Consider the following 19,371-nt stretch of genomic DNA (forward strand, 5'->3'; position numbering starts at 1 on the left):
TTTTGCTTTTTGGGGGAGTGCGGATATGCTGACCCACCCCAGATGAAGTGAGACCGCACAAGATGACCAAGGTACGCCCACGCTCCCTGCTGCAAGTGGTATTGATGGGGTTCGTCCTGGTGTTGATGCCGCTAGGCGGCATGATCTGGCATGACAGCCAGGCCCTCGACCACCTCAGCCAGTTGACCAGCGACGAGCTGGAGCGGGCGGTGCGCGATACCCGCCGGGCCACTCTGCTGACCACCCAGGCCATCGATCTTGAGCGGACCCTGCGCCGTTATGCGGTGCTCGGGGATGAGCGCATCCTGACCAGCTACCAGCAGCAGCTGGCGAGCTACCGCGACCAGCTGGCCGCCCACCAGAGTTCCATTCCTGACGCCGAGGCCTATGGCGGCATCGAGCAGGCCCTCGTCTGGCTCGACAGCCTGCAGGATCTCGCCCGTGCCAAGGCCGAATCAAACAGCCCCAAGTTTGACGAGTTCAACGAGGCCAACCAGCAGCTCGAGATCATCACTCGCAGTCAGGTAGACGATCACGTCAGCAAGGTGCGGGCCACCATCGCCGCCCTGATGACCGAGATCTGGTGGGTCAGCGGTTTCGTGGCAGTGCTCAGCCTGCTGCTGGTATTGCTGTTTACCTACCTGATCATCCACCCCGTGCGTCAGATTGAGTCGCGGATCTTGAGTCTGGGGGCCGGTGTGGAGCCGGACAAGCGACCGGTGGACGGGCCGGCCGAACTGGTGCTGCTGGGGGAGCGGATCGGCTGGCTGCACGACAAACTGAAGGAGCTGGAACAGCAGAAATACCAGTTCCTGCGCCACGTTTCCCACGAGCTGAAGACCCCGCTGGCGGTGCTGCGGGAGGGGGCGGATCTGCTCTCCGAGCAGCTTGTAGGGCCGCTCACCCAGGATCAGCAGGAGATCTGCCAGATGCTGGAGGAGAACAGCCGGCGCCTGCAGACCCTTATTGAGCGGCTGCTCGATTTCAACCGGCTCAGCCAGCAGGAGGTGTTCACTTTGACGCCGGTGGCGCTGGCGCCCCTGCTGTCAGAATTATCTGCAGAATACCGGCTGGCGCTGGAATCCAAACAAATCAGTGTACACTTGCCGACCGATCCGATCACGCTGAAAGCGGAGCCATATCGCTTGCGGCTGATCCTCGATAATCTGTTCTCCAATGCGGTTAGCTACGGCGCCAAGGGGGGGCAGATCTGGATCCGCGCCGGGCAGGATGACAACGGCAGCTGGCTGGAGGTGGCCAACGAGGGGCCCGCCATTCCCGTGGCCGAACGGGAGCGGATCTTCGAACCCTTCGAGCAGGGCAGTATTGTGCGCCAGGGCTTGCTGAAAGGCTCCGGAATGGGGCTCTCCATCGCCCGGGAATCGGCGATGAGCCTTGGCGGCGAGTTGGTATTGGTTGAAGATGAACAGGCGGATGTCTGTTTCCGGTTGACGTTGAAGTGAAGCCCAAGATGAAACAATGTGTTGTTCCGGTATTGATGATGAGCCTGCTCACAGGCTGTTCCCTGCTGCCAGCGCGTGACCCAGCGGCGTCGCCGGATCTCGCCCTCGCCAAGCGGATGGAGTTTGCCAACAAGGAGATGCAGGTGCGCCTGCAATACTCGGACTGGCTGCTGGCCAGCCATGCCCAGCAACGGGCCCAGGAGCGCCAGCGCCTCAAGGGGGCAACTGACCTCGAGAGCCGGGTCAGCCTGGCCATGGTCAACACCCACCCATCCGAATCGGTGGCCAGTCGGCGAGCCGGTCTGGACAAGCTCAAGAGCCTGCTGCCCGAGCTCGGCCTGGATGCCCAGGCCTTCCTGCGCAGCTGGATTGCCCTCGGCGAGGAGCTGCTGGCCCGTGACAGCCGGCGTGACGATCAGAGTCAGGAGGTGCAGCGTCTGCGCCGCCAGATCGAACAGCTCTCAGCCATCGATGAACAGCTCAATCAGCGCAAGCTGAACGGCAACGGCGAGGCGCTGAAATGAGTCGCATCCTGCTGGTTGATGATGATGCCAGCCTGCTCAAGCTGATGAGCATGCGTCTGCGCAGCCAGGGTTATGAGGTGGATACCGCCGACAGCGCCGAAGGGGCGCTGGACCGGCTGCGTCAGCAACGGGCCGATCTGGTGCTGAGCGACTTGCGTATGGCCGGCATGGACGGGCTGGCGCTGTTCGAGCGGATCCAGTCCCAGTGGCTGGGGCTGCCGGTCATCATCATGACCGCCCACGGCACCATTCCCGATGCCATTCAGGCGACCCGCTCCGGGGTATTCAGTTTTCTGACCAAGCCCATCGACAAGGACGAGCTGTTCGCCACCATAGAGCATGCGCTGAGCCTGACGCGCCCAAAGCAGCGCCAGGAGTGGCAGTCGCTGATCCTGACCCGCAACCCGCAGATGGAGCAGTTGCTGATCCAGGCCAGCAGCATCGCCACCATGGAGGTGCCGGTGCTGATCATGGGCCCTTCCGGTTCCGGCAAGGGGGTGATGACTCAGGCGCTGCACCAGGCCAGCAGTCGGCGTGATCAGCCGCTGTATGTGATCAACTGTGCCGCGCTGCCCTGGGCGGCACTGGATCTGCAGCTGTTCGGCGAGGATGGCCAGTCCGGCCTGTTTGAGCAGGCCAAGGGGGCGACCCTGTTTCTCGACGAGATAGGGGATCTGTCGGAGTCGCTGCAGGCCAAGCTGCTGCAGGTATTGCAGGAGTACGGCCAAGGCACGCCTGAGGTGCGAGTCATCAGCTCCAGCCATCAGGATCTGGTGGCGGCGATGGAGGAGGGGCGCTTTCGGGAAGACCTCTTCTATCGGCTCAACGTGGCCAACATCACAATGCCGCCCCTCAGTGCCCGCAGCGAGGATATCCCCTTGCTGGCCAGGCAGGCGCTGGACGAGTATCGCAGCCGCCACGGCGAATGCGCCGCCCTCGGCTTCTCGCCGGAGGCGCTGGCGCTGCTGGCGGCGGCGGCCTGGCCCGGCAACGTGCGCCAGCTCTACAGTGTGGTGGAGCAGCTGGCCAGCCTCTGTTGCAGCCCGGTGATCGGCGCCGCCATGGTGGAGTCTGCCCTGAGTGGCGGCAGTGGTGGCATCCCCTCGTTCAACGAGGCGCGGGCCGAGTTCGAGAAGGAGTATCTGATCCGGCTGCTGCGCACCACCGAGGGCAATGTCACCCTGGCGGCCAGCATGGCGGGCAGAAACCGCACCGACTTCTACAAGCTGTTGAACCGGCACGGCATAGAAGCGGCGAACTTCAAGTCGAAGGGATAAATGACAGAGGGGCGGCCCGTTGATGGCGGGCCGCCCCTCTGGTTTCATACCGGATCGGTCACGTTAGGCCGGTTCAAGCCGGGTCGGTGACGCCCGCCGTGGCCTGGGTTTTCTGGGTTTTATGGGAGAGCCAGAGGCCGCTCGCCTTCATCAGGTAGCCGAACAGCGCACCTATCACCAGGGAAGGCAGGATCAGTCGCCACTCTCCCGCTGCCCCGAAGGTCGCGCAGCAACCGGCGAAGGTGCCGGGAATGTAGGAGAGCCACTGCTGCCTGGCCTGCACGCACATCAGGGTCGCCACCACCCCGGTCATCAGGTAACCCGCCACCCCGGCGCCCCACCAGGCGTCGCCATGGATCAGCAGCAGGGCCCACAGCATGCCGCTGGCATTGCACAGCAGGGTCTGCAGCAGCGCCTTGTAGCCGCCGCTGGAGGCGAAGTAGCTGGTGCAGCCGAGGAAGCCGACCCAGGAGATGAGGCCGAGGGTGACGGCGACCCAGCCCCAGACGGCGGAGAGGATCCCGGTCGTGATGGCGATGGCGATCAATGGGCTCATGGCGTGACTCTTCAGTAGTGAAATCCGGAAAAAGGGGAGCCTACCCCGCGCAGGGGGGGCGGCAAGCAGGGGCGGAATTGTGTGTGATCTGCATCACTCATTTCAACTCAGGAATACGCTTGCGCTCGCGAAAAAAATTCATGGTGAGGCGGTCGTGTCTGCACCATAGTTAGAGGCCCTGTCCTGCTCATGGAGTGAGTCTGATGGTGCCAAATGTGATCGTTCCCCTGCTGGTGTTCGTAGTGCTGTTTCTGGTCGGAACCATGGCCAAGGCACTGCCCCTCTATCAGTTCATGTAATTTTCCGTGAAATAAAACTCGGCCGGGGCGGGTCTTATGATTGTTACCCTCATCGCCCCGGGAGTTTTTCCATGTTGCTCAAGCGCCGCTCTGCCCATCACCTCATCGAACAGGACGTCACGCCGGAAGCCGTCTATCAGGATCGTCGCCTGATCCTGAAAGGGCTGGGGCTCGGCGCCGCCACCCTGGCGTTGCCGACCCAGGCCGGGGTGCTCGATCTCTTCTCTGGCGACAAGCCGGCACCGGTCGCCACCCGGGCGCTCAACATCCACGCTGCCGCTAGGCCGGAGGGGCTGACCCTCACGCCGGAGGAGAAGGCCACCACCCACAACAACTTCTACGAGCTGGGTACCGACAAGGGGGATCCGGCCCGCAATGGCCACTACCTCAAGCCCGAGCCCTGGACCCTGAAGGTAGAGGGGGAGGTAGCCAAGCCGTTTACCCTGGACGTGTGGGATCTCATCAACAAGAGCACGCTGGAGGAGCGTATCTACCGGCTGCGCTGCGTGGAGGCCTGGTCCATGGTGCTGCCCTGGAGCGGCATCGCGCTGGCGGACCTCATTCGCCGGGCCGAGCCCACCAGCCGTGCCAGGTTTGTGGCCTTCGAGACCCTCTATGATCCGGAGCAGCTGCCCGGTCAGGCTTCCCGCTCCCTCGGCGGCGGCATCGACTATCCCTATGTCGAGGGGCTGCGCATCGACGAGGCGATGCATCCGCTCTCCTTCCTGGCGATGGGGCTCTATGGCAAGGCGCTGCCGGCCCAGAACGGTGCGCCGATCCGGTTGGTAGTGCCCTGGAAGTACGGCTTCAAGAGCATCAAGAGCATCGTCTCCATCCGGCTGGTGGAGGAGATGCCGCCCACTACCTGGAACCTGCTGGCCCCCAACGAATACGGCTTCTACGCCAACGTCAATCCAGCGGTGGATCACCCGCGCTGGAGTCAGGCCAGCGAGCGCTTCATCGGCGAGGGGGGCATCTTCGGCGCGAAGCGCCAGCCGACCCTGATGTTCAATGGCTATGCCGACGAGGTGGCGTCCCTCTATCAGGGCATGGACCTGCGCAAGTGGTATTGAGACGAAAGGAGCTGACATCATGACTCTGCGACTGACGGCGCGTCACATCACCTTGCTGCGGGCGCTGGTACACCTCGCCTCGCTGGGGTTTCTGCTCTGGCTGCTGGTGGCCGTGCCCGGCGGTCTGCTGGGAGGGGATCCGGTACAGGGGCTGACCCACTATCTGGGTAAGGGGGCGCTCAATCTGCTGTTGCTCACCCTGCTGGTGTCGCCGCTGGCCAAACGCTGGCGGCAGGGGCAGCTCATCAAGCTGCGCCGCCCGCTCGGGCTCTGGTGCGCCGCCTGGGCCGGTCTGCACTTTATGGTCTGGCTGGGGCTGGATCTGCAGTTTGACTGGCGGCTGATTGGCGGCGAGCTGGTCAAGCGCAGTTATATAGTGGTGGGTATGGTGGCGCTGCTGTTGCTGCTGGCGCTCAGCCTCACCTCGATCCCGGCCCTGCTGCGGCGCATGGGGCCGGCCTGGCAGAAGCTGCACAACTGGATCTACGCGGTGGCCCTGCTGGTGCCGGTGCACTACTGGTGGTCGCTCAAGAGCGGCTGGCAGGAGCCCCTCATCTACCTGTTGCTGGCCTGTGCCCTGCTGGTGCCACGCCGCGACAAGCTGCTGCGCCCCTGGCGCCGGCTTCGGCCACAGAAACTGAGGGAGGCATGAGGTCTTAAGTACGCCGCCCCGACAACCCGCAATAAAAAAGAGGCCTAGTCGGCCTCTTTTTTGATGTCACCCGTATGGGCGTCCACCAGGAGTCGCACCCGCTGCCCCTGGGCATCCAGGGTTTCCACCTCGAATTTGTCCCCTTCCAGCTCCACTTCCCGAATGTCGTGATACCCTTGGGCCACCAGCAGTTTGACCAGCCCGGCCATGTCGAGACGGCTCTCGGCCGCCCAGCCGAGGGTGGCGAAGAGGCAAAGGATCAGCAGGAAACTGCGTCGGATCATATTCATTCCGGATTCATGGCTGGCAGACTATAAACGGCATTATGTTAGGTTTTGGGAGATGAATCATCCATGAATAGAGCCCTGTCTCTGCTTGGGTTGCTGCTGTCGGCACTGGCACTGGCGGCCACGCCGAACGAGGCCTTGCTGCAGCAGGCGGTCAGCGAGGGACGGGTGCGCCCCTTTCATGAGGTGATGGAGGTGGCTGCCCGCCTGCCGGTACGGGTGCTGCGGGTCGATCTGGGGGAGGAGGACGGCATCTGGCTGTACGAACTCAAGCTGATCGACAGCGAGAACAGCGTCATCAAGGTGGGCTATCGGGCCGACAACCTGGAGATGGTGTGGCTCAAGGGCCACCATCTGGAGCGGCTGTTCGAACCGCGCCCGCCCCCGGAAGAGGAGTAACGGCGTGAGCCCGCGAACCCACCGTCCGGTTCGTTCCCCCAACCGCTGCCGGTTCCGGCACAACCCTGCTTTGGATACCCATTTATGCGAATTCTGATAGTTGAAGATGAGAAGACCCTGGCTGGCCAGCTGGCGGAACAGCTGCGCCTGTCCGGTTTCGTGACCGACCTCTGCCACGACGGCAACGAGGCCGGCTTTCTCGGCGAGACCGAACCCTACGACGCCATCATTCTGGATCTCGGTCTGCCGGGCCGCGACGGCCTGAGCGTGCTCAAAGAGTGGCGCAGCAAGGGGATCGACACCCCGGTACTGGTGCTGACCGCTCGTGGCCAGCTGCACGAGAAGATCGAGGGGCTCAATGCCGGGGCCGACGACTACCTCACCAAGCCGTTCCAGGTGGCCGAGCTGGTGGCCCGGGTCCATGCCCTGGTGCGGCGGGCGGCGGGCAACGCCAGCTCGATCCTGGAGATCGGCGGGGTGCGTCTGGACATGGCGGCCTCCCAGGTGTGGTACGAAGGCACCCCCATCAAGCTCACCGCCCACGAGTTCCGGGTGCTCGGCTATCTGATGCAGCACAGGGGCAAGGTGGTGTCGCGCAGCGAGCTGATCGACCACATCTACGCCCAGGATTTCGACCGCGACTCCAATACGGTGGAGGTGTTCATCGGCCGGATCCGCAAGAAGACCCACGCCGATCTGATCGAGACGGTGCGCGGCCTCGGCTACCGGATCAACGAATGAACCAGCTCTTGATGCCCCCTTGCGCAGGAGTGGCTGAATGAGGCTGGTGCGCACCCTGCGCGGGCGGCTGGTGGTCATCGCCATGGTCTGGTGCGGCCTGTTCCTGTTTGCCACCGGCTTCAGCCTGCAGACCATGATGCGCAACTACTGGCAGGAGGCGGAGGCCGACGGCCTGCGCCTGCAGCTCTACGATCTGCTCTCCCGCCTCGAGATCCAGCCGGATGGTTTGCCGGTGGTCACCGAACCCATGGCCGACCCCCGCTTTCGCCAGCCCTACTCCGGCTACTACTGGCAGCTGGAGCTGGGGGAGAGCGTGGTCAGCCGCTCCCGCTCCCTGTGGGATGTGCACCTCGACGTGCACGGCCTGAAGTCGGCTTTCGGCGATCCGGATCTGTTCGTTGGCAAGGGGCCCAACAAGGAGCCGCTGCTGATCATGACCCGTACCGTGCTGCTGCCCGGTTCGGATCGGGTGTTCACCCTGGTGATGGCCAAGGACAGCAGCGCCCTGACCCAGACCCTGAAGAAGACCCGCATCAGCCTGTTCCTCGGCCTCGGCTTTGCCGCGACCGGGCTGGTGCTCGGCTTCATGTTCCAGATCGTCTACGGCCTGCGGCCGTTGCACCTGTTGCGCCGCGAGCTGAGCCGGGTCCATCAGGGCCATCAGGAGGGGTTCCGGCTGCGCTATCCGCTGGAGATCCAGCCGCTGGTGGAGGACATCAACCGGCTGCTGCACCACTACGGCGAGCTGTTGCAGCGGGCCCGCTCCCACACCGGCAACCTGGCCCACGCCCTCAAGACGCCGCTCAGCATCATGCGCAATCAGGTGGCCCAGCTGCCGCCGGAGGATCAGGCCGCCCTCGGCGAGCAGCTCGATCAGATCCAGCGCCACATCGACTACCACCTCGGCAAGGCGCGGGTGACCGGCGCCGCCAAGATCCTCGGGGTGTCGACTCCGGTGCGGGCGCGGGTGGAGTACATCTGCCGCGCCTTCTCCCGCCTCTATCCGGGCCGGGAAGTGGACCTGCAGGTGCCGGCCACCCTGGCGGTCGGGGTGGAGGAGCAGGACTTCGACGAGATGGTGGGCAACCTGCTGGAGAACGCCTTCAAGTGGTCGGCCGGCCGGCTGCGCATCTCCAGCGCCGAGCTGGGGGGCTGGATCACCCTGCGCATCGAGGATGACGGTCCCGGCATGAGCGAGGATCAGATCGCCAAGGCGGTGCTGCGCGGGGTGCGGCTCGACGAGAAGGTGCCGGGCTCGGGGCTGGGCCTCAACATCGTCTCCGATCTGGCGGAAGCCTACCGCGGCAGTCTCATCATGGGGCGCGCCGAGCTCGGCGGGCTGGCGGCTTCTCTCTCGCTGCCCAAGGTGGCAAGAGTGGAGAGCTAGGCATAAGATATGGCACCTGTTTTAGCCTGAGGAAGAGAACTATGACCGATGATCCATGGGCACTGTGTCACCTCGACGATTCGTTCGATGCCTCCGTGCTGGGCACCAAGGGGGCCCAGATCCAGTGGTTTGAGGATCGCGACAGCCTGATTGCCTTCCTGCTGGAAGATTTCGTCGACCTGCTGGCCGACGTGGGCGAGCTGGATGAGGATCAGACCGAGCGGGCGCGTGAGCGCTTCACCCTGCTGGTGGAGCAGAGCTTCGACGATCGCGGCCTGATGGACGCCATCAACGATCTCGCCTCCGGCCTGCGCCGCATCGCCTGGCTGGGGCCACTCTCCGAGCTGGCCGAGCTGAGCGATGACTTCGCCTCCGGCCTGCGCCGCTACTTCTGGAGCCAGTACGACGGGGATGAAGATGACCTGGATGCCTGGGTGCCGGAAGAACTCTGGCCTCAGCTGGTGGAGTGTGCGGAAGAGTACATGGTGGAAGGGGACTTCTGATTCTGAGCCCTTGTCCGCGCTCTGGCTGCAAGGTGGTGGCGTGTGCACAAGAGTAAATGGTTTAGGGTGACTTCTGAGTCACACCACAAACCGCGATAAGAAAACGGCGCCTTGATGGCGCCGTTTTTGTTGCTCAGTCCTCTGCTCAGGCGTTGGCCGGCACCGCGTGGGCGGTGTTGACCGGGGCCGGGCCCTGGTACTTCTCGATCTGCAGCTGGGCCATGTGACCGCAGTTGCCCTGCGCCAGGCTGGAGGTGCCCTCGTCGAAGGTGAGGCAGTTGACGTTGCCGTTCTTGCACAGGCTCCCCGCCTCGCCCGGTTTGGCCGGATCGAACCAGGCCCCTTCGCACACCCGCACCACCCCGGGGCGGATGTCGGTCGAGAGCAGGGCCCCCACCAGGATCTGGCCGCGGTCGTTGAAGGCCCGCACCAGATCGCCATCCTGGATGCCGCGTGCCTTGGCGTCGTCCGGGTGGATCAGGATCGCCTCGCGATCGGCGACGGCGAACTTGTCCCGCAGCGGGGTGTTGTCGAGCTGGGAGTGCAGCCGCTGGGTCGGGTGGGAGGTGTTGAGCGACAGCGGATAGCGGGTCGCCTCCTTGCTCTTGATCCACTCCTTGGGCTCATACCACTTGGGATGGCCGGCGCAGTCGGTATAGCCCATGCCGGCCACCGTGCTGGAGAAGATCTCGATCTTGCCGGACGGGGTACCGAGCGGGTTGAGCAGCGGGTTCTCGCGAAAATCGGCGTGACGGATCCACTGGCGGTTCGCCTCGGGCACCGGGAAGCGGATGTAGTTGTTGGACTCCCAGAACATGTTGAACGGCGGCAGCGCCACCCGGGCGCCGCGGGCCTGGGCGGCCATGCCATCGTACATCTGCTTGAGCCACAGCATCTCGTCCTTGCCTTCGGTGTACTGCTCCTGCAAGCCCAGCTTGGCGGCCACGTCGCGGAAGATGTCGAAGTCGTTGCGCGCCTCGAACTGGGGCGGCACGCACTGGTGCATCGGGAAGACGTAGCGCTGGGAGTAGTCGCCGCCCATCTCCAGATCGTTGCGCTCGTAGCTGGTGGTGGCCGGCAGGACGATGTCGGCGTGCTTGGCGGTGGCAGTCCAGTAAGGCTCGTGCACGATCACGGTCTGCGGCTTGCGCCAGGCCTTGACCAGGTTGTTGGTGTCCTGATGGTGGTGGAAGGGGTTGCCGCCCGCCACGTAAACCAGCTTGATGTCCGGATAGGTCACCTTGCGGCCGTTGAAGTCGATGGTCTTGCCGGGGTTGGCCAGACAGTCAGCGATGCGGGCCACCGGGATCGGCGCCGGCCCGTTCTTCGGCGCATTGCCGGCGGAGATGCCCGCCAGGATGCCGCCCTTGGCGGTGGGGCTGCCACCGGAAGAGTAGTGGTAGCTGAAGCCGTAACCGCCGCCCGGCAGGCCGATCTGGCCCAGCATGGCGGCCAGGGTGACCAGCATCCAGTTGGGCTGTTCGCCGTGCTGCTGCCGCTGCATGCCCCAGCCCGCCATGATCATGGTGCGCTTGGACGCCATGTCGAGGGCCAGCTGACGGATCACCTTGGCGTCGACGCCGCAGATAGTGCTTGCCCACTCGGCGCTCTTCGGCTGGCCGTCTTCCTTGCCGAGCAGATAGGTCAGGAACTTGTCGAAGCCGGTGGTGTAGCGGTCGAGGAAGGCTTGATCGTGCTTCTGCTCGCTGTAGAGGGTGTGGGCCACCCCCAGCATCATGGCCACGTCTGTGTAGGCGTTCGGTGCAATCCACTCGGCCCCGGCCAGCTTGGCGGTTTCGTTGTAGACAGGGTCGATGCTGATGATGCGGGTGCCTTTATCTTTCAGCGCCTTGAAGCCGGCCTGACCCTCGTGATCCGGCATGTTCCAGCTGTTCTTCAGGGTGACCTGGGCGTTGACCCCCCACAGCACCACCAGTTCGGCGTGCTTGATGACGTTGGGCCAGGCGGTCTGCTGTTCATATACCTCGATGGAGCCCATCACGTGGGACATGATCACCTGGGCGGCGCCGGCGGAGTAGTCGCCGGCATAACCGGTGAAGCCGCCCGCCAGGTTCATCAGGCGGTGCAGCAGGGTGCGGCTGTTGTGGAACATGCCGACACTCTTCCAGCCGTAGGAACCGGCGTGGATCGCCTGTGGGCCGAAGTCGCTCTGCACCCGGCTGATTTCGCCGGCCACCAGGGCGATGGCTTTCTCCCAGCTCACCCGCACCCACTCGTCGGCGCCGCGCAGTTCGGGCTTGGCCCCCGGGCCCTGCTCCAGCCAGCTCTTGCGCACCATGGGGTACTTGATGCGGTTCTTGGCGTGGACCTGGAACGGCGCCATGTCGATGAGATCGTTGGGGGCCGGATCATCGGCCACCGGCTGGACCCGCACCATGCGGCCCTCTTCGACGATGGCCTCGAAGGCCCCCCAGTGAGCGCCGGTCAGGATGCCTTTCTGGGCCGGCACCAGGGTCGGGAACTGTTCAAGGGCCGTGCTGATGGCTTTGGCCAGCGCGCTTTTCGGGAAGACGCCGGCCAGCAGCGGCAGGGCGGCGCAAGCGCCCAGCCCCTTGAGCAGATTGCGGCGGGAGAGATTGGTTTGCTTATCGGTAAAAAAAGTCATGACGATTTCCTCTGTGCCAGCCTTAGTGCGCCGCGTTCATGTCACTGGCATGTTTCTGGACGTATTGGGTCAACATGCGTGCCTGTTCCGGGGTCAGGGAGGTGCGTGATTCCATCCCCTTGATGACGCCGATCCACTGGTTGGCGTTGAAGTGATCCAGTGCGGTGAGGCCGTGGCAGCCGGTACAGTTGTTGGACATCAGGGTGGAGGCGTACTGCCACAGCTTGCCCTGATCGCCGATGAGCTGGCTCTGATCCACCCAGGCGGTCAGGCTGACCTGATGCCAGGTGAGGTTGGTGGCGCTGTCGGTTTCGCTCTTGCCGGTGGTGAGCTGCGCCTTGGCCTTGTCGCCGAGCAGGGTGCTCAGGATGCGCTTGCCGGGGGCGGCGTAGAACACCTCGCTCACCCCGTCCTGCTGCCAGCCGTCGATGCGCACCTGGGCGCGGCCGTTGTCGTTGGCCAGCACTTCCACCTGGGTGGAGGGCATCAGGGTGCCTTCGTCAGTCTTGGCGCCGGCATCCAGATAGAGCGGGGTGGTGGCGATGGCATAGCGGGTGCTGACGTTGGCCGGGGTCTGGGCGGCAGCCTGCGCCAGCTCGCTGGCACCGGCGGCTGCCAGACCGCTCATGTCGGGCATGATGTGGGCGACGCCGCGGTGGCAGTCGATGCAGGTCTGGCCCTCCTTGATGGCGACCGGGTGCTCGGCGCGGGCGTTGGGGCGCTGGGCCAGGATGTCCATCGCCGCGTAGCTGTGGCAGCTGCGGCAGGTGGCGGAGTCGTTGGCCTTCAGCTCGTCCCACACCGACTGCGCCATGCGCAGCTTGTGGGCCTCGTATTTCTCCGGCGTGTCGAGGGTGCCGATCGCCTCGTGATAGATGTCTTTCACGGCGCGGATCTTGGTCCACAGATAGGAGGTGGGATCACCCGGAATGTGACAGTCGGCGCACTCGGCGCGGATGCCCTTCACGTTCTGGAAGTGGACGCTGCCCTGATACTCGGCCAGCGGGGTCTGCATGGAGTGGCAGGAGACGCAGAACTCGGTGGAACTGGTCTTGTGCATGACGGTCACCGTGACCCCCAGCGCTGCAACGCCCAAGAGGGCTCCAAGCAGCAGTAGCCAGAACCAGGTTTTTCTCAACAGTTTTCCAAGCATGACGGCGTTTTCCTACGTTCAAATATTACCAATATAGTAGTATCCATGGAGAGGTAGTTGATTGACCTCTATCATGATTTATATTTTGTATTGTTATTTTAAATGCAATTATTATTTTGTTATTTATCATTTAACTGAATTTAATTTAACATCCTGCAATTTCACCGTCTTTTCGCTCCTCGTTTGAGGCGTAATTGATGCCGCTGCACCACTTTCTCTCCACTTTTTATCGTTGGGCCATGACTCCCTGCTCCCTTCTCTTGCCTGTGCAGCAGCCTGTCGTCTCGCGCCAGGCAGGGGCTTGGGCTTTGCCCTGGGCCCGGTATATACTGTTCGCATATACAGTGTTCAGGTGTTTGCCATGCGACTCTTTATCGCCGAGAAGCCCAGTCTGGGGCGCGCCATTGCCGACGTGCTGCCCAAGCCCCACAAGAAGGGGGAGGGCTTCATCGAAACCGCGCAGGGGGATGTGGTGACCTGGTGCATCGGCCACCTGCTGGAACAGGCCGAGCCCGATGCCTACGATGCCGCTTACAAGCAGTGGCGCATGGAATCCCTTCCCATCATCCCGAGCCAGTGGCAACTGGTGGCCAAGCCGAAGACCAAGACCCAGCTCACCGTCATCAAGCGCCTGCTCAAGCAGGCCGACTGCGTGGTCAACGCCGGTGACCCGGACCGGGAGGGGCAACTGCTGGTGGACGAGGTGATCGATTTTCTCGGCTATGGCAAAACCCGACCGGTGCTGCGCTGCCTCATCAGTGATCTCAACCCGCCGGCGGTGCGCCGCGCCCTCGACAAGCTCAGAGACAACAAGGAGTTCGTGCCGCTGGCGGTGTCGGCGCTGGCCCGCAGCCGGGCCGACTGGCTCTACGGCATCAACATGACCCGCGCCTATACCCTGCTTGGTCGCAAGGGGGGTTGCAGCGAGCTGCTCTCGGTCGGCCGGGTACAGACACCGCTGCTGGGGTTGGTGGTGCGGCGGGATCTCGAGATCGAGGCCTTTGTGCCCAAACCCTTCTTCGAGGTGCTGGCCCATCTACAGACCGAGGGCAACGAACGCTTCAGCGCCAAGTGGCTGCCCTCCGAGGCCTGTCTGCCCTGGCAGGACGAGGAGGGGCGGGTGCTCAACCGGGCGCTGGCCGCCAAGGTGGTGGAGCGGATCCAGGGTCAACCCGCACTGGTGGAAGAGGTGGAGGAGCAGGCCCGCAAGCAGGCGGCGCCGCTGCCCTACAACCTCTCCAGCCTGCAGATCGATGCCGCCAAGCGGTTCGGCATGGACGCCAAGCGGGTGCTGGATGTCTGTCAGAGCCTCTATGAACGGCACAAGCTCATCACCTACCCCAGATCCGACAGCCGTCATCTGCCGAGCGAGCACTTCAACCGGGCCGGCCAGGTGCGGGAGGCCATCGTTAGCACGGCGCCGGCGTTGGCCAGGGCGGTGAGCGAGGCGGACGGCAAGATCCGCAGCAAGGCGTGGAACGACAGCAAGGTGGATGCCCACCACGCCATCATCCCCACCGAGAAGCACGGCAACGAGGGGAGCCTGAGTGGCGATGAAGCCAGGCTGTATGGCCTGATCGCCCGCCAGTACCTGCTGCAGTTCTACCCGCCGTTCGAGTACAACGACAGCAAGGTGCTGCTGCGCATTGCTGGCGGGCAGTTTCAAGCCAAGGCGCGGCGGATTCTCAAGGCGGGCTGGAAGGCGCTGCTGGGGGTGGAGGAAGATGACGAGGAGGAGGCGGGAACCCTGCCAGCCCTGCGTCAGGGCGAGCAGCTTCTGTGCGAGCGGGGGGAGTTGCTGGAGAAGATGACCCAGCCCCCCAAGTCGTTTACCGATGCCACCCTGCTGGCCGCCATGACCGGCATCGCCCGCTACGTGCAGGATCCCGAGATCCGCAAGACCCTGCGCGAAACCGACGGCCTCGGCACCGAGGCGACCCGGGCCGGCATCATCGACCTGCTGTTCAAGCGCCGCTTTTTGGTGCGCCAGGGCAAGAGCATCAAGGCGACCCCGACCGGGCGGGCGTTGATCCAGGCCCTGCCGGCCACGGCCACTACCCCGGACATGACGGCGCTGTGGGAGCAGCACCTCGGCCGGATTGCCGAGCGACAGGCGAGCTATCAGCAGTTCATGGGGCCGCTCACCGAGCAGCTGAACGGTTTGATCGACGGCGCCAGGCAGGATTCGGGGGCCAGCTTCAGCGCCTTGCCCAAGGCGGCGCCCGGGGCCGACAAGCGTCGCTTCACCAAACGCAAGCGCAGCCCGACGAGTGGTGGCACGACGGGGGCTGGCAAGCGGGGGAGCAAGCGGCCAGCCAGGGCCGCCTGATAAAAAAACGCCCCTTCCGGGGCGTAAAAAGGCATTGTCGTCAGGCGTCGGCCAGGCTGGCGCGACTCAAATTCAGGTAGTGCAAGGCAACACCGAGCAGCACCAGATCCTTGAAAATAAAGAACTCGGTGACCGGCACCCCGTCGACCAGCTTCCAGACGCCCGGCAGGGTCAGCAGAAAGCTGAGGGTCACGAGGAAGGTCAGGATGGCCCCCAGACTGCTCCAGTAGCCCAGACGTGGCCGCCACAGGCCGGCAATCAGGCCGCCGGCGATCAGGATCTCGACCAGCCCGATCAGATTGGAGACTGCCTGCTCCGAGAGCACGGCATAGAGCCAGCTCATCAGCGGGTGGCTTGCCACCAGCGGCCGGATGGCCGCCGCCTCGGTCGGCGTGAACTTGAACACGCCGATCCAGAGCAGGGTCAGTACCACCCCCGCGAGGGCGATCAGAAAACCTCGGTCATGACGTTCCATTTCTGCTCCTCTGTCATGGGGTGAGCGTGACGGGCGGAAAGTCGATGTCGGTTTCTGCCAGATGATTGCCGTAGTTGGTCAGGGTATTGATGACCACCTGCCCCAGCACCTCCATCATCAGCTCATCATCCACGCCCGCCGCCCGGGCGGCGGCCAGTTGCGCATCACTGATGACACCGCGCTGGGTGACCACGGCGACCGCCAGCTGCAACAGGGCGTGATCGAGCGGATCCGTCGCCTGAGCGAGACGGGCAGCCCGGATGGCGTCGTCATCGAAACCGGCCCGGCCAGCCAGCAGGGTATGGGCCGACAGGCAGTACTGGCAGGCGTTGGCCTGACCGATGGCCAGTGCCAGCAGCTCCCGCTGGCGGGCGCTGAGCCGCCCCTTGCCCAGCGCGTCGGCAAAGCCGAGCAGACCGTTGAGCAGGGCCGGTGAGTGGGCCAGGGTTGCGTAGAGGTTGGGGACCATGCCCAGGCTGCTTTTAAGAGCGGCGAAGGTGGGGGCGGCTGCCGGTTTGGGCTGCACGACGGCGTGAATGCGACTCATGATGTGCTCCTGTTTGGGTTGGGTACGGGAGACACTATGCCGGTTTTAATGGTACGGTTTATCACCCAGAGTCCATCATTGACTACCAAGCGTCTCAAATATGGATCCACTCTCGATATTGCTGGCCCATGCCGCTCCCCAGGCCAGTCTCTTTTTCGCCGGCAACCTGTGTCAGCACTCTCACAGCAGCGACTATCCCGCCGGCGGCCATCTGCACTTGTTGCGCCGTGGCGAACTGCTGCTGCGCGAAGAGGGGGGTGAACCCCTGTTGCTGACCGAGCCGACCCTGATACTCTATGCCAGGGGACTGGTTCACAGGCTCGAACCCCGCCAGCTGGCGGGCTGCGACCTGGTGTGTGCCAGCGTGTCGTTCGGGCCGGCAGGAGACTCACCACTGCAGCTGGCGTTGCCGGATACCTTGGTGCTGCCGCTGCAGACGATCCCGGCCATTGCGCCGGTACTGACCCTGCTGTTCGAGGAGGCCTTCGCCGAGCGTTACGGTCAGCCGCCGATCCTCTCCCGTCTGCTGGAGGTGCTGCTGATCCTCTTGCTGCGTCATCTGGTGGAACAGGGGCTCTGCCGGCAGGGGATGTTGGCCGGCCTCTCCGACCCACGGCTGGCTCGGGCCATCGCGGCCATGCATCAGCGCGGGGACGAGCCCTGGACGGTGGCGACCCTGGCGCGGGAGGCGGGCATGTCGCGCGCCCGCTTCGCCGCTCATTTTCAGGCGCTGACCGGGCAGACGCCGCTGGACTATCTGACGCGCTGGCGGATGGTGCTGGCCAGTCAGCAGCTGCTGGCGGGGGAGTCCATTACCCAGGTGGCGCTGGGGGCGGGGTACAGCGGGGGCACCGCCTTCGGGCGGGCGTTCGAGCGGGAGTTTGGCATGAGCCCGGGGCGCTGGCTCAAGGCGCGGCAGCGCGAGTGACCGGGGCCGCGACGGGCCCCGGTGTCATCAGCCGGTGTAGACGGTCTCTTCCGGGTACTTGATGCGGGTTTCGACCGGGCGAGCCAGCATGAAGGCCAGAGTCAGCGGGCCGAGACGGCCACAGATCATCACCAGCACCAGGATGAGCTTGCCAGGCTCGCTCAGGGTGGCGGTGATGCCGGTGGAGAGCCCCACGGTGGCAAACGCCGAGATGGTCTCGAACATGATCTTGTCGAAGGGCTGCTGCTCGGTGAGCATCAGCAGGAACATGGCCAGCATCAGCACCATGGTGCTGACCATGATGATGGCCAGCGATCGGGTCACTATCTGGGACGAGAGGGTGCGGCCAAAGGCGGTGACATGGGGGCGCTTGGTCAGAAACGCCTTGGTCGCCAGCAGCACCACCGCGAAGGTGGTCACCTTGATACCGCCACCGGTGGAGGTGGCGCCCGCCCCGATGAACATCAGCATCATCAGAAACAGCAGGGCGGCCGGGGTCATCAGGCCGATGTCGATGGTGTTGAAACCTGCGGTACGGGCGCTGGCAGACTGGAAGAAGGCCGCCAGCCACTGGCCGCCGAAGGAGACCTTGCCGAGGGTGCCCGGGTTGTTGTGCTCCAGCAGCCAGAACATCAGGGTTCCCAGCAGCAGCAGACCCGGGGTCATGATCAGCATCAGCTTGCTGTGCAGCTTGAGCTTGCGCCAGCGGCGGTTGCGCACCAGATCGACGATGACGGTGAAGCCGATCCCGCCGAGGATCAGCAGACCGGCGATGGTCAGACTGATGACGGGGTCGTCCCGGTAGTCCATGAGATTGTTGGCAAACAGCGAGAAGCCGGCGTTGTTGAAGGCCGATACTGCGTGGAAAAAGCTGACGTAGAGGCCGCGCTCCCACCCCATCTCGGGCACCCAGCGAATGGCCATCAGGGCGGTGCCGATGAGTTGGGCGATGAAGGCGAACAGCACGATGCGCTTCACCAGCTGGATGATGTTGACCGAGCCCTCCTGGCCCAGCGCCTCCTTGGCCAGCACCTGCTGGCGCAGGCCGACCCGTTTGCTGAACATGGCGATGAGCAGCAGGGTCATGGTCATCTGGCCCAGGCCGCCAATCTCCATCAGCATCAGCAGGAAGATCTGTCCCTGCAGGGTGAAGGCGGTACCGGTGTCCACCACCCCGAGCCCGGTCACGCTGATGGCCGAGGTGGCGGTGAACAGGGCATTGATGAAGCTCACCTGGCCGTTGTGGCTGGAGGGCTGCACCAGAAACAGGGTGCCGATCAGCAGGATGACCAGAAAACTGCCGAGGATCAGCTTGGCTTCACTCCAGCGGGACTCGTCTTCCCGCTGCAGGGCAAAGGCGTAGCTGCTGCGCCAGCGGGTCATAGGGTTTCCAGCCAGTGGTCGATGGCGTGCTTGTTGCCGGCCAGGATCAGGATGTCACCCAGCTGCAGCTCCATCTTGCCGGTCAGCACGTTGTGCAGGGTTTCGCCACGCTTGATGGCGAGCAGCTGGAATTCGCTCTGCTGCAGCAGATGGAAGTCGCTGAGGGCCCGACCGTTCAACTGCAGGCCGATGACAAACTCGGTCAGCACCATGTCGTGACCCAGCTCCAGATAGTCGAACAGCCGGTTATCCAGCATGCTCTGGGCGACCCGACGACCCATGTCCCACTCCGGGTTGATCACCTTGTCGGCACCCACCTTCTGCAGGATCTTGGCGTGGAACTTGTCGCGCGCCTTGACCCAGACCTTCTTCACCCCTGCCTCCTTGAGGACAAGGGTGGTGAGTATGCTGGTCTCGAGGTTGTCACCGATGGCGACGAAGACGATGTCGAAGTCGGCCAGGCCCAGTTCGGCGACGGTGGCCTCGTCGGTGGCGTCGGCCACGATGACGTGGTTGCAGAGGGTGGCGATCTGGCGGGTCTTGCTCTCGTCGATGTCAATCGCCAGCACCTCGGCATCCTGGCGCTGCAGCTCTTCACACAACGCGCTGCCAAACAGCCCCAGGCCGATGACGGCAAATTGGTTGTTCATGAGTACTTCCTCAAGAGTCGGAGCGAGATACTCTACTCCAGCTATATGAGTCCGAAAAGAGGGCGGGATTTTTCGTCCGGCGGCAATATAAGGTAGACTGCCCGCTTGCCATTGTCGGA

19 protein-coding genes are annotated in these 19,371 nt (G+C 64.0%); 11 read left to right on the forward strand and 8 right to left on the reverse strand.

Translation table 11 applies throughout. The annotated features are described in order from the left end of the window. The first annotated feature begins 62 nt into the window (after positions 1–62). Genes BN1143_RS07055 through BN1143_RS07065 form a run of 3 tightly spaced genes read left to right on the forward strand, consistent with a single transcriptional unit; the run spans position 63 to position 3,264 of the window. Positions 63–1,463 carry a sensor histidine kinase gene (locus BN1143_RS07055; protein WP_024942116.1) on the forward strand — a complete coding sequence of 467 codons (1,401 nt, stop codon included), beginning with the start codon at positions 63–65 and terminating at the stop codon, positions 1,461–1,463. Positions 1,464–1,471: 8 nt separating this feature from the next. Then, positions 1,472–1,987 carry a hypothetical protein gene (locus tag BN1143_RS07060; protein ID WP_017764803.1) on the forward strand — a complete coding sequence of 172 codons (516 nt, stop codon included), beginning with the start codon at positions 1,472–1,474 and terminating at the stop codon, positions 1,985–1,987. After that, a complete protein-coding gene (locus tag BN1143_RS07065) occupies positions 1,984–3,264 on the forward strand; it encodes a sigma 54-interacting transcriptional regulator (RefSeq protein WP_017779308.1) in 1,281 nt (426 codons plus the stop codon). Before BN1143_RS07060 ends, BN1143_RS07065 begins: the two co-directional genes overlap by 4 nt. Positions 3,265–3,337: 73 nt before the next feature. Here the strand turns inward: BN1143_RS07065 and BN1143_RS07070 are convergent, their stop codons facing one another. After that, positions 3,338–3,820 carry a DUF1097 domain-containing protein gene (locus BN1143_RS07070; RefSeq protein ID WP_005306399.1) on the reverse strand — a complete coding sequence of 161 codons (483 nt, stop codon included), beginning with the start codon at positions 3,818–3,820 and terminating at the stop codon, positions 3,338–3,340. Between the two features lie 370 nt (positions 3,821–4,190). Here BN1143_RS07070 and msrP point away from each other — a divergent pair, with 370 nt between their 5' ends. Together msrP and msrQ are read left to right on the forward strand one after the other, a co-directional pair. After that, a complete protein-coding gene (msrP, locus tag BN1143_RS07075; RefSeq protein WP_042050117.1) occupies positions 4,191–5,192 on the forward strand; it encodes a protein-methionine-sulfoxide reductase catalytic subunit MsrP in 1,002 nt (333 codons plus the stop codon). 19 nt (positions 5,193–5,211) lie between these two features. Continuing rightward, positions 5,212–5,844 (forward strand): protein-methionine-sulfoxide reductase heme-binding subunit MsrQ, encoded by a 633-nt coding sequence (gene msrQ / locus BN1143_RS07080; RefSeq protein ID WP_005306391.1) that lies wholly within the window; start codon positions 5,212–5,214, stop codon positions 5,842–5,844. 44 nt (positions 5,845–5,888) lie between these two features. On the opposite strand, the gene BN1143_RS07085 is transcribed toward msrQ, so the two are convergent. Further along, positions 5,889–6,134 carry a PepSY domain-containing protein gene (locus tag BN1143_RS07085; RefSeq protein WP_042050118.1) on the reverse strand — a complete coding sequence of 82 codons (246 nt, stop codon included), beginning with the start codon at positions 6,132–6,134 and terminating at the stop codon, positions 5,889–5,891. A 63-nt stretch (positions 6,135–6,197) separates the two neighbouring features. Between BN1143_RS07085 and BN1143_RS07090 the strand changes: the two genes are divergently transcribed. The 4 genes from BN1143_RS07090 (at position 6,198) to BN1143_RS07105 (ending at position 9,161) form a co-directional block, all read left to right on the forward strand. After that, the gene (locus BN1143_RS07090) at positions 6,198–6,530 is read left to right on the forward strand and encodes a PepSY domain-containing protein (protein ID WP_042050119.1); all 333 of its coding nucleotides are present in this window, start codon (positions 6,198–6,200) and stop codon (positions 6,528–6,530) included. A gap of 84 nt (positions 6,531–6,614) precedes the next feature. Further along, complete coding sequence (locus BN1143_RS07095; RefSeq protein WP_005306366.1) at positions 6,615–7,271, forward strand: AHA_4052 family stress response regulator transcription factor; 657 nt, start codon at positions 6,615–6,617, stop codon at positions 7,269–7,271. A gap of 37 nt (positions 7,272–7,308) precedes the next feature. After that, positions 7,309–8,658 carry a sensor histidine kinase gene (locus tag BN1143_RS07100; protein WP_005306363.1) on the forward strand — a complete coding sequence of 450 codons (1,350 nt, stop codon included), beginning with the start codon at positions 7,309–7,311 and terminating at the stop codon, positions 8,656–8,658. A 41-nt stretch (positions 8,659–8,699) separates the two neighbouring features. Then, positions 8,700–9,161 (forward strand): hypothetical protein, encoded by a 462-nt coding sequence (locus BN1143_RS07105; RefSeq protein ID WP_042050120.1) that lies wholly within the window; start codon positions 8,700–8,702, stop codon positions 9,159–9,161. 145 nt (positions 9,162–9,306) lie between these two features. Here BN1143_RS07105 and torA read toward each other — a convergent pair whose 3' ends face one another. Together torA and BN1143_RS07115 are read right to left on the reverse strand one after the other, a co-directional pair. Beyond that, on the reverse strand, positions 9,307–11,787 hold the full coding sequence (gene torA, locus BN1143_RS07110; protein WP_042050121.1) for a trimethylamine-N-oxide reductase TorA: 2,481 nt from the start codon (positions 11,785–11,787) through the stop codon (positions 9,307–9,309). 22 nt (positions 11,788–11,809) lie between these two features. After that, positions 11,810–12,940: a NapC/NirT family cytochrome c gene (locus BN1143_RS07115; protein WP_042050122.1), complete on the reverse strand. Its 1,131-nt coding sequence runs from the start codon at positions 12,938–12,940 to the stop codon at positions 11,810–11,812. A gap of 361 nt (positions 12,941–13,301) precedes the next feature. On the opposite strand from BN1143_RS07115, the gene BN1143_RS07120 reads away from it, so the two are divergent. Continuing rightward, a complete protein-coding gene (locus BN1143_RS07120; protein WP_042050123.1) occupies positions 13,302–15,269 on the forward strand; it encodes a DNA topoisomerase III in 1,968 nt (655 codons plus the stop codon). 40 nt (positions 15,270–15,309) lie between these two features. Here BN1143_RS07120 and BN1143_RS07125 read toward each other — a convergent pair whose 3' ends face one another. Then, positions 15,310–15,744: a DUF417 family protein gene (locus BN1143_RS07125; RefSeq protein ID WP_042050124.1), complete on the reverse strand. Its 435-nt coding sequence runs from the start codon at positions 15,742–15,744 to the stop codon at positions 15,310–15,312. A gap of 13 nt (positions 15,745–15,757) precedes the next feature. After that, positions 15,758–16,291, reverse strand: a complete 534-nt coding sequence (locus BN1143_RS07130; protein ID WP_042050125.1) for a carboxymuconolactone decarboxylase family protein — start codon at positions 16,289–16,291, stop codon at positions 15,758–15,760. Positions 16,292–16,391: 100 nt separating this feature from the next. Between BN1143_RS07130 and BN1143_RS07135 the strand changes: the two genes are divergently transcribed. Continuing rightward, the gene (locus BN1143_RS07135; RefSeq protein WP_042050126.1) at positions 16,392–17,219 is read left to right on the forward strand and encodes an AraC family transcriptional regulator; all 828 of its coding nucleotides are present in this window, start codon (positions 16,392–16,394) and stop codon (positions 17,217–17,219) included. Positions 17,220–17,246: 27 nt separating this feature from the next. On the opposite strand, the gene BN1143_RS07140 is transcribed toward BN1143_RS07135, so the two are convergent. After that, complete coding sequence (locus tag BN1143_RS07140; RefSeq protein ID WP_017764794.1) at positions 17,247–18,602, reverse strand: TrkH family potassium uptake protein; 1,356 nt, start codon at positions 18,600–18,602, stop codon at positions 17,247–17,249. Then, positions 18,599–19,252 (reverse strand): potassium channel family protein, encoded by a 654-nt coding sequence (locus tag BN1143_RS07145; protein ID WP_005306338.1) that lies wholly within the window; start codon positions 19,250–19,252, stop codon positions 18,599–18,601. Before BN1143_RS07145 ends, BN1143_RS07140 begins: the two co-directional genes overlap by 4 nt. Positions 19,253–19,371: the final 119 nt, after the last annotated feature.

Source organism: Aeromonas dhakensis, assembly GCF_000820305.1.
Lineage (GTDB): Bacteria > Pseudomonadota > Gammaproteobacteria > Enterobacterales > Aeromonadaceae > Aeromonas > Aeromonas dhakensis.

Excerpts from the sequence above, each read along its gene's own strand:
- BN1143_RS07055 (WP_024942116.1), top strand. The coding sequence starts at position 63 with ATGACCAAGGTACGCCCACGCTCCCTGCTGCAAGTGGTATTGATGGGG.
- BN1143_RS07060 (WP_017764803.1), top strand. The coding sequence starts at position 1,472 with ATGAAACAATGTGTTGTTCCGGTATTGATGATGAGCCTGCTCACAGGC.
- BN1143_RS07065 (WP_017779308.1), top strand. The coding sequence starts at position 1,984 with ATGAGTCGCATCCTGCTGGTTGATGATGATGCCAGCCTGCTCAAGCTG.
- BN1143_RS07070 (WP_005306399.1), bottom strand. The coding sequence starts at position 3,820 with ATGAGCCCATTGATCGCCATCGCCATCACGACCGGGATCCTCTCCGCC.
- msrP (WP_042050117.1), top strand. The coding sequence starts at position 4,191 with ATGTTGCTCAAGCGCCGCTCTGCCCATCACCTCATCGAACAGGACGTC.
- msrQ (WP_005306391.1), top strand. The coding sequence starts at position 5,212 with ATGACTCTGCGACTGACGGCGCGTCACATCACCTTGCTGCGGGCGCTG.
- BN1143_RS07085 (WP_042050118.1), bottom strand. The coding sequence starts at position 6,134 with ATGAATATGATCCGACGCAGTTTCCTGCTGATCCTTTGCCTCTTCGCC.
- BN1143_RS07090 (WP_042050119.1), top strand. The coding sequence starts at position 6,198 with ATGAATAGAGCCCTGTCTCTGCTTGGGTTGCTGCTGTCGGCACTGGCA.
- BN1143_RS07095 (WP_005306366.1), top strand. The coding sequence starts at position 6,615 with ATGCGAATTCTGATAGTTGAAGATGAGAAGACCCTGGCTGGCCAGCTG.
- BN1143_RS07100 (WP_005306363.1), top strand. The coding sequence starts at position 7,309 with ATGAGGCTGGTGCGCACCCTGCGCGGGCGGCTGGTGGTCATCGCCATG.
- BN1143_RS07105 (WP_042050120.1), top strand. The coding sequence starts at position 8,700 with ATGACCGATGATCCATGGGCACTGTGTCACCTCGACGATTCGTTCGAT.
- torA (WP_042050121.1), bottom strand. The coding sequence starts at position 11,787 with ATGACTTTTTTTACCGATAAGCAAACCAATCTCTCCCGCCGCAATCTG.
- BN1143_RS07115 (WP_042050122.1), bottom strand. The coding sequence starts at position 12,940 with ATGCTTGGAAAACTGTTGAGAAAAACCTGGTTCTGGCTACTGCTGCTT.
- BN1143_RS07120 (WP_042050123.1), top strand. The coding sequence starts at position 13,302 with ATGCGACTCTTTATCGCCGAGAAGCCCAGTCTGGGGCGCGCCATTGCC.
- BN1143_RS07125 (WP_042050124.1), bottom strand. The coding sequence starts at position 15,744 with ATGGAACGTCATGACCGAGGTTTTCTGATCGCCCTCGCGGGGGTGGTA.
- BN1143_RS07130 (WP_042050125.1), bottom strand. The coding sequence starts at position 16,291 with ATGAGTCGCATTCACGCCGTCGTGCAGCCCAAACCGGCAGCCGCCCCC.
- BN1143_RS07135 (WP_042050126.1), top strand. The coding sequence starts at position 16,392 with ATGGATCCACTCTCGATATTGCTGGCCCATGCCGCTCCCCAGGCCAGT.
- BN1143_RS07140 (WP_017764794.1), bottom strand. The coding sequence starts at position 18,602 with ATGACCCGCTGGCGCAGCAGCTACGCCTTTGCCCTGCAGCGGGAAGAC.
- BN1143_RS07145 (WP_005306338.1), bottom strand. The coding sequence starts at position 19,252 with ATGAACAACCAATTTGCCGTCATCGGCCTGGGGCTGTTTGGCAGCGCG.